General features: G+C 72.2%; 5 protein-coding genes. 2 read left to right on the top strand and 3 right to left on the bottom strand.

What is annotated here, in order from left to right; genetic code table 11:
- Positions 1 to 771: dienelactone hydrolase family protein (locus G6048_RS45825; RefSeq protein WP_328828927.1), on the top strand; the 771-nt coding region annotated here is incomplete at its 5' end.
- 171 nt (positions 772 to 942) lie between these two features.
- Positions 943 to 2,358: a glycoside hydrolase family 43 protein gene (locus G6048_RS45820; RefSeq protein WP_165345543.1), complete on the top strand. Its 1,416-nt coding sequence runs from the start codon at positions 943 to 945 to the stop codon at positions 2,356 to 2,358.
- Here the strand turns inward: G6048_RS45820 and G6048_RS45815 are convergent.
- Genes G6048_RS45815 through G6048_RS45805 form a run of 3 tightly spaced genes read right to left on the bottom strand, consistent with a single transcriptional unit; the run spans position 2,352 to position 7,087 of the window.
- A complete protein-coding gene (locus G6048_RS45815; RefSeq protein ID WP_165345542.1) occupies positions 2,352 to 3,692 on the bottom strand; it encodes an MDR family MFS transporter in 1,341 nt (446 codons plus the stop codon). The two genes, G6048_RS45820 and G6048_RS45815, sit on opposite strands and share 7 nt — an antisense overlap.
- Positions 3,689 to 5,539: an ABC transporter permease subunit gene (locus G6048_RS45810; RefSeq protein WP_165345541.1), complete on the bottom strand. Its 1,851-nt coding sequence runs from the start codon at positions 5,537 to 5,539 to the stop codon at positions 3,689 to 3,691. The genes G6048_RS45815 and G6048_RS45810 overlap by 4 nt, the downstream gene beginning before the upstream one ends.
- A 15-nt stretch (positions 5,540 to 5,554) precedes the next feature.
- Positions 5,555 to 7,087 (bottom strand): ABC transporter substrate-binding protein, encoded by a 1,533-nt coding sequence (locus G6048_RS45805; RefSeq protein ID WP_165345540.1) that lies wholly within the window; start codon positions 7,085 to 7,087, stop codon positions 5,555 to 5,557.
- Between the last annotated feature and the right edge of the window lie 20 nt (positions 7,088 to 7,107).

Here is a 7,107-nt window from a genome sequence, read left to right as displayed (position 1 = left end):
CCCCTGGAGGACAGCGTGCCCGCCACGACCACCACCGTCGATCTCACCGAGTTCAGCGCTGCCCTCGGCGGCTCCCGTCAGCTCAGAGGCCATCTCACCCGGCCCACCGGGCCGGGCCCATGGCCCGGTGTCGTCGTGATCCATGAGGCGCTGGGCGTCAACGATGTGATGCACCGTCAGGCAGAACGACTGGCGAGAGCCGGGTACCTCGTCGTCATGCCCGACCTGTTCACCGACGGAGGGGCCGTACGCTGCCTGGTGCCGACCTTCAGGGCCGCCCTGTCCGGACATGGCCGAGCCTTCCATGACATCGAGGCGGCCCGTACCCACCTCGCCCGGGATCCCGACTGCACCGGGCGGATCGGCGTCATCGGCTTCTGCATGGGCGGTTCCTTCGCCCTCCTCGCCGTGGCCGGCGGCGACTTCGACGCCGCTTCCGTCAACTACGGCCGCCTGCCGAAGCATCCCGAACGTGCGCTCACCGGTTCCTGCCCCGTCGTCGCGAGTTACGGAGCCCGCGACCGGACGCTGAAGGGCGTGGCCTCCGATCTGGAGGCCACGCTCGACCGGCTCGGCATCGCCCACGACGTCAAGGAGTATCCGGAGGCCGGCCACTCCTTCCTGAACGACGCCGAGGTCGGTCCACGCCCCCTGCGTCCGCTGATGCGTGTCGCCGGAATCAGGCCGCATCCGGAGTCCGCCGTGGACGCCTGGCGACGCATCGACGGCTTCTTCGCCACGCACCTCAAGGCGGAAAGCCAGGAGGGCTGATCGACCGAAGGGGGCGGCTCCGACCCTGACGTAGCAGGCCACAACAGCCATTCCTGTCACATCCGTTGACTTCCCCCTCGCACGGTTCTACGTTCAGCGCGCCCTGTCGTTCGGATTGCCGATCCTCGTTCGATATATCGACCAGTCGACCAGTGATCGCCTCTCGCAGAAATGGAGCCTGACGTGAACAGACCCTCGGACGCGAGCGGCCCCTCCCGCCGGCTCTTCCTCGGCATGGCCGCCACCGTCCCGGTGGCCATGACCGGCGCCCTCGGCCTCGGCGCCGGGAGCGCGAGCGCGGCGACCGGGCCGTCGTACGTGATGGGGTACTTCACCGAGTCGACCAACCTCGGCGCGGGCACCAACTACGGCCTCCACCTCGCCGTCAGCACCGACGGCCTCCAGTGGCTGCCTCTGAACCAGAACAACCCGGTGGCGACGCCCACCCAGGGCGCTCTCGGCCTGCGCGACCCGTTCATCATGCGCAAGCAGGACGGCACCTTCGTCGTCCTGGCCACCGACCTCCAGGGCACCGACTGGAACCGCACCAGCGTCAACATCCACGTCTGGGACTCCGCCGACCTGCGCACCTTCACCGGCTACCGGCTGCTGAAGCTGCACGACATGACCAACACCCACAGCTGGGCGCCGGAGGCGTACTGGGACGCCTCACGCGGCCGGTACGGGATCCTCTACTCGTCGGTGAACAGCAGCGGCCACAACGTGATCATGGTCAGCTACACGACCGACTTCCGGACGACGGCCAACCCGCAGGTGTTCTTCGACCCCGGGTACGACGTCATCGACGGCAACCTGGCCGTGGGCGTGAACGGCGTCAACTACCTCTACTACAAGGAGAACCAGACGCTGGTGGGGGCACGGTCCACCTCCCTCAATCCTGGCAGCTTCACGAAGTTCAGTACGCCGGTCGCGCACGGCGGCACCGAGGCGCCGATCCTGGTGAAGTCCCACACGTCCAGCACCTGGTACCTCTGGGGCGATACGTACACGCCCAACGGCGTCTTCTACGCCTGGCAGACGAGCAACCTGGCCTCCGGTACGTGGACCCCCGTCGACCAGCGGCTCTACACGCAACCCCTCAACTCCAAGCACGGCACGATCGCGGCGATCACGGGAGCCGAGTACGACAACCTCGTCGCACGCTACGGGCGACCGTCCTGGAACCGGCTCAAGTCGTACAACTACCCGGCCCGTTACGTCCGGCACAGCGATTACGTCGGCAGGATCGACCCGTACCCGATCGACCCGTACGCCGACTCCCAGTGGAAGCTGGTGCCGGGCCTGGCGGACTCGGCGGGGGTCTCCTTCCAGTCCGTCAGCCACCCCACCCGCTACCTGCGGCACTACAGCTACAACCTGCGCCTCGACGTGAACGACGGCACGACGGCGTTCGCGCAGGACGCGACGTTCCACCGGACCGCGGGCCTGGCCGACTCCTCCTGGGCGTCGTTCCGCTCGCACAACTTCCCGACGCGCTACATCAGGCACTCCGGGTACGTCCTGCGGATCGACCCCGTCTCGACGGCGACCGAACGGGCCGACGCGACCTTCCAGGTCGGCTACTGACCGGCTGCCGGCCCCTGGCCGGTGACCGGCCGGGGACGGCGAGGCAGCAGCGCGATGGACGCGACGGGGATCGCGGCGAGGACCAGCCAGGGCACGGCCGGCGGCAGGCCCACATCGAGCAGTGAACCGGTGCCCGCGCTGCCGATCAGAACGATCAGGCCGGAGACGGAGGACAGGGCGCCCATGTAGAGGCCGAGGCGCCCGTCCTCGGCGAGATCCGGCACCCAGGCGCGGGCGGCGGGCAGGACGAGCATCTGGCCGAGCGTGAGCAGCACGACGAAGCCCGCCGCGGGCAGCAGCCCGGCGTTCCCGGTCCACGCGGCGGGCCGGGCCGCGGCCACCACGGCGAACCCGGCGGCGATCAGCAGCAGCCCCGCGGCCATGGACCGGCGCAGGTCGAGCCGGTCCCCGGCCCAGCGGGTGACGGGCAGTTGGGCGGTCACGACGAGCAGCGAGGACAGCGCGAACAGCCATGCCAGCGGCGCCTGCGAGCCCGCCGCCCGCTCCACCTCGTCGGGGAGGATCAGATACAGCTGGTTGTACGCCAGCAGGTAGGCGCCGTACGCACAACACAGCGCCAGGAAGCGGCGGTTGCGTACGAGCACTCGGGCGCCGCCCTTGACCGCGACCCGCTGCCGCCCCGGGATGTGCTGGGGCAGCAGCCACAGATGCCCGGCCAGGACAAGGACGAAGACGCCCGCTCCCGCCAGGCACGCCACCCGGAAGTCGACGCCCAGCAGCAGCGCACCGAGGAACGGCCCGACGAACGCCCCGGCCTGTCCGGCCACGGTGAACAGCGCGAGCACGTTCGTACGAGGGCCGCCGCCCGCCTCCTCCCACACCACGGCCTGACGGGCGACCTCCGACTCGACGGCGGGCGAGAACAACGCGGCGGCGAACCCGATCAGCAGGACGGCCCCGAGGACCGTCCAGGTCCGGTCCGCGTACCCGAGCCAGACGAACCCGGCGATGCGCAGGACACAGCCCGCGAGCACGACGGGCCGTACGCCGTAGCGGTCGGCCAGCGCGCCGCCCACCACGAACAGCCCCTGCTGGCTGAAGGTCCTCAGGCCCAGGACCAGTCCGACCATCCAGCCCGCCATACCGATCGCGGTGCCCAGGTGCTCGGCGAGGAACGGCAGAACGGCGTAGAAGCCGATGTTGAAGGCGAGTTGGGTGAGGATCAGCAGGCGCAGGAGGGGGTTCAGCCGGTTCCATGTGCGCAGGCGCGGCAGCGGGTTCAGCCGGCTCCAGATGCGGTGGCGCGAAGCCTCGGTCGCCGTACCGGTCTGCCGGTCCGCCGCCTTCGTCTCCTCGGTGGGCGGCCGGGTCATGGGGACTCCTTGGTTGCGGTGGTGGCGGGCTGCTTGGCAGCGGGCGCGGATCGGGGGACGGCGAGGGTGGTCGGCGGCTGCACGGCGACGGGCTTCGCGAAACGTCGGCGTCGGCGTCGCGGTCCCGAGGGCCACCGCACCCCTCCCCCGGCCGTCACCGCCACCGCCCCCAGCAGGGCGAGCACGGCAGCCGGGGCCAGGACGGCCCACGGGGCGCGTTCTGCGTACGGCTGGTTCTCGGCGAGGAGCAACCCCCATTCGGGGGACGGCGGTTGGGCGCCCAGGCCGAGGAAGCCGAGGGCCGCGAGGGCGAGGGCCACGCCGGGCAGGCGCAGGAGGGCGTGGCGTACGACCGGGGGCAGGACGGCGGGGAGGAGTTCGCGGCGGAGGAGGTAGAGCCGTCCTGCCCCAAGGCCTCGGGTGGCGGTCAAGTGGGTGGTGGCGCGCTCCTGTTGGAGCAGGGCCGAAGTGTGGGCCGCGAGCGGCGCCCAGGCGACGGCGGTCACGGCGAGGGCCGGGGTCGTGGTGCCGCTGCCCGCGACCGCGGCGACCAGGAGTCCCGCGAGGACCGGCGGTACGGCGTTGACGGTGTCGAGGAGCGGTCCGGAGAAGCGCGGCAGCAGTCCCAGTACGACACCCACCACCAGCGCCGCCGCGCTCACCGCGAGGGCCAGGGCAAGCGTGTCCAGCGCGCCATGTCCGACCCGGGCCAGGACGTCGCGGCCGAGTGCGTCGGTGCCGAACGGGTGGACCCAGGAAGGCGATTGGAGCCGTGCCGTCGTGTCCAGCTCCAGCGGATCCCGGGCCAGACCGAACGCGATGACGGCGAGCAGCAGCCCACCGTAGAGGAGGGGCAGTGTCGTGGGCCGTGACGACGTCGGGCGGTGCAGCGAGGAGAGCGCGCCGTCGCGCAGGGCCGGTCCGACGAGCAGCCGTGCCGCGAGCCGGGCCAGGCCTCCGGCGGCTGCCGCGAGCAGGACGAGAGCGAGCGTTCCGGCCTGGAGTACGGGCAGGTCCTGCGCCACCGCGGCCTGCAAGCTGAGCCGTCCGAGCCCGGGTATGTCGAAGATCTGCTCCACGGCGACCGCGCCGCCGGTCAGGCCGACGACGAACAGCCCGAAGTTCGGCAGCAGTCCGGGCACACAGCGGCGCAGCGCCTGCCGGGCGATGCTCCGGCCGGGGACTCCGCGGGCAGCGGCCGCCAGTGCCCAGGGTTCGGCGAAGGCGCCCGGCAGCATGTCGTCGAGCAGCCGCCCGAGCAGCGCTCCCGCGGGCAGACCCAGCGACAGCGCGGGCAGCACCATCCACTGGGGCCCGTACCAGCCGAGCGCGGGCAGCCAGCCGAGTTGTACGCCGACGACGGCGGCCAGTACGGACGCGGTCAGGAAGTCGGGCAGCGTGGACAGGAAAGCCGATCCGCTGCCGCCGGACGGCCGCCCGGCGAGTTCCCGCCGCGCCCCCAGCCGCAGTGTCCGCGCGCACACGGCACCCGCCGTGACCACCGCGACGGCCAGCGCCCCGGCCATCAGCAGCAGCGAGACCCCGAGCGCCTGCACAACCGAGGGCGTGACCTCCGCTCCGGAGATCCACGACCGGCCCGCGTCACCGCGCAGCAGCCCGCCGAGCCAGCTGCCGAGGAACTCCAACGGGCCTGCGTCCAGGCCGAGTTGGGAGCGAATCGCCGCCAGCACCTCGGGCGTGGGGTCGCGTTCCGCGGACCGCGCCTTGAGCACGGTGAGCGCCGGATCGGTGCGCGACAGCCACGGCAGCAGCCCGACCCCGCACAGCAGCGCACCGGCGAGTACGGCACGCCACAGCGGCGGCCCGAGCCCCCGTACGACAGTCACGTCCCCCGCCGCCCGTCAGCGCCGCGTCCCGGCCCCGACGAGAGCGCGCTCGTACGGGTCGAGCTGCACACCGCTCACCTCGGCGCCGACGCCGGTGATGATGCGCTGATGGACGAGCGGCACCACCGCGTCCGTGCCGAGGACCGCCGCTTCCGCGGCCATCGACGCGTCCTGCCGCTCGGCGGTGTCGCTGATCGACTCCGCGGTGGCGACGGCCTTGTCGACCTTCTTGTCGCACAGCAGGGCCAGGTTGTAGCTGCCGTCGCAGGTGTAGTCGCTGGCGAGGATGGACACGGGGTCGCCGGTGTCGAGCATGGTGTTGCGCGCGGCGATGACCGCGTCGAACTTCCCGTCCAGGGCGTCGCTTTCGAGCCGTGAGTACTCGCGCACCTCCAACTCGACCTCGAATCCGGCCTTTTCGAGCTGCTGCTTGAGCACCTGGGCGGCCTCGGGCAGTTCGGGCCGGTTGTCGTACGTCGCCACGGTGACCGAAGTCCCGCCCGCACCCTGCGCCTCGGCCCGGCCGGTGGGCTTCACACTCCCCCAGCCTTCGGCCGGGGGGACCCCCATCGCGCTTCGCGCGTCCGCCGCCCAGTTCAGCGCGGGCCCGTAGATGCCGACGCCGGAGTCGGCGTACCCCTCGTACACGCCCTTGGCGAAGGCGGAGGTGTCGATCGCCTCGCGTGCGGCGGCCCGGACCTTCGGGTCCTTGAAGGGGCCGGAGTCGGTGTTGAGCAGCAGGCTCGTGGTGCGCGTGGTGGCTGTATCGCGGCGGGTCGCCTTGTCCAGCGAGGCGGCCTGCGAGACCGGGACGGCCTCGGCGATGTCGGTCTCGCCGGTGCGCAGCGCGTTCGTACGGGCCGAGCCGTCGGCGATGTACTTCGCGTCGATCCCGGAGGCCTGCGCCCGGCCGCCCCAGTAGTCGTCGAAGCGGTCCAGGGTGGCCGCGGTGGTGCCGGTGACCTTGGTGAGCTCGAAGGGCCCGGTGGCGGTGCCGACCGGACTGACGCCGCCCTTCTTCGCGTACGCCTTGGCCGACAGCACGGCCAGACCGGGGCTCGACAGCCGCAGCGGCAGTACGGGATCCGGGTCGGCGGTGGTCACCCGGACCCGTCCGCCGTCCGCGGCCTCGGCGGTCAGCTCGACCCCGGACAGCGCGGCGGTCACGGGCTTGGCGCGGGTGGCATGGGTGAGGGCGGCGGCGACGGCCTTCGGGGTGACCTCGGTGCCGTCCTGGAAGGCGGCCTCGCGCAGGGTGAACAGCCAGCTCCGGTCGTTCTCACGGCTCCACGACTCGGCGAGCGCGGGGATCGCCGTGCCGTTGGCGTCGAGGCGGGTCAGCCCCTCGGTGACGCCGAGGCGGGTGAGGAGGGTGGCGTCGGCGCCGTACGGGGAGTAGTTCTCGGCGGGCGGGAAGGCGAGCGCGACCCGCAGCCGGGAGCCGCCCGAGGTGTCGGACGCCTCCCCGCCACCGGAGGCGAAACAGCCGGTGAGCAGCGGGGCGAGCAGCAGGCCGGCGAGGAGTCGGCGGCGGGACGGGGAGCGCATGGTCTCTTTCCGGGTGGGGC

The organism is Streptomyces ureilyticus (assembly GCF_011045025.1).
GTDB classification, from domain to species: Bacteria; Actinomycetota; Actinomycetes; order Streptomycetales; family Streptomycetaceae; genus Streptomyces; species Streptomyces ureilyticus.
The sequence above is the reverse complement of the archived record's forward strand: the minus strand, read 5'-3'. Positions and strand labels throughout refer to the sequence as shown.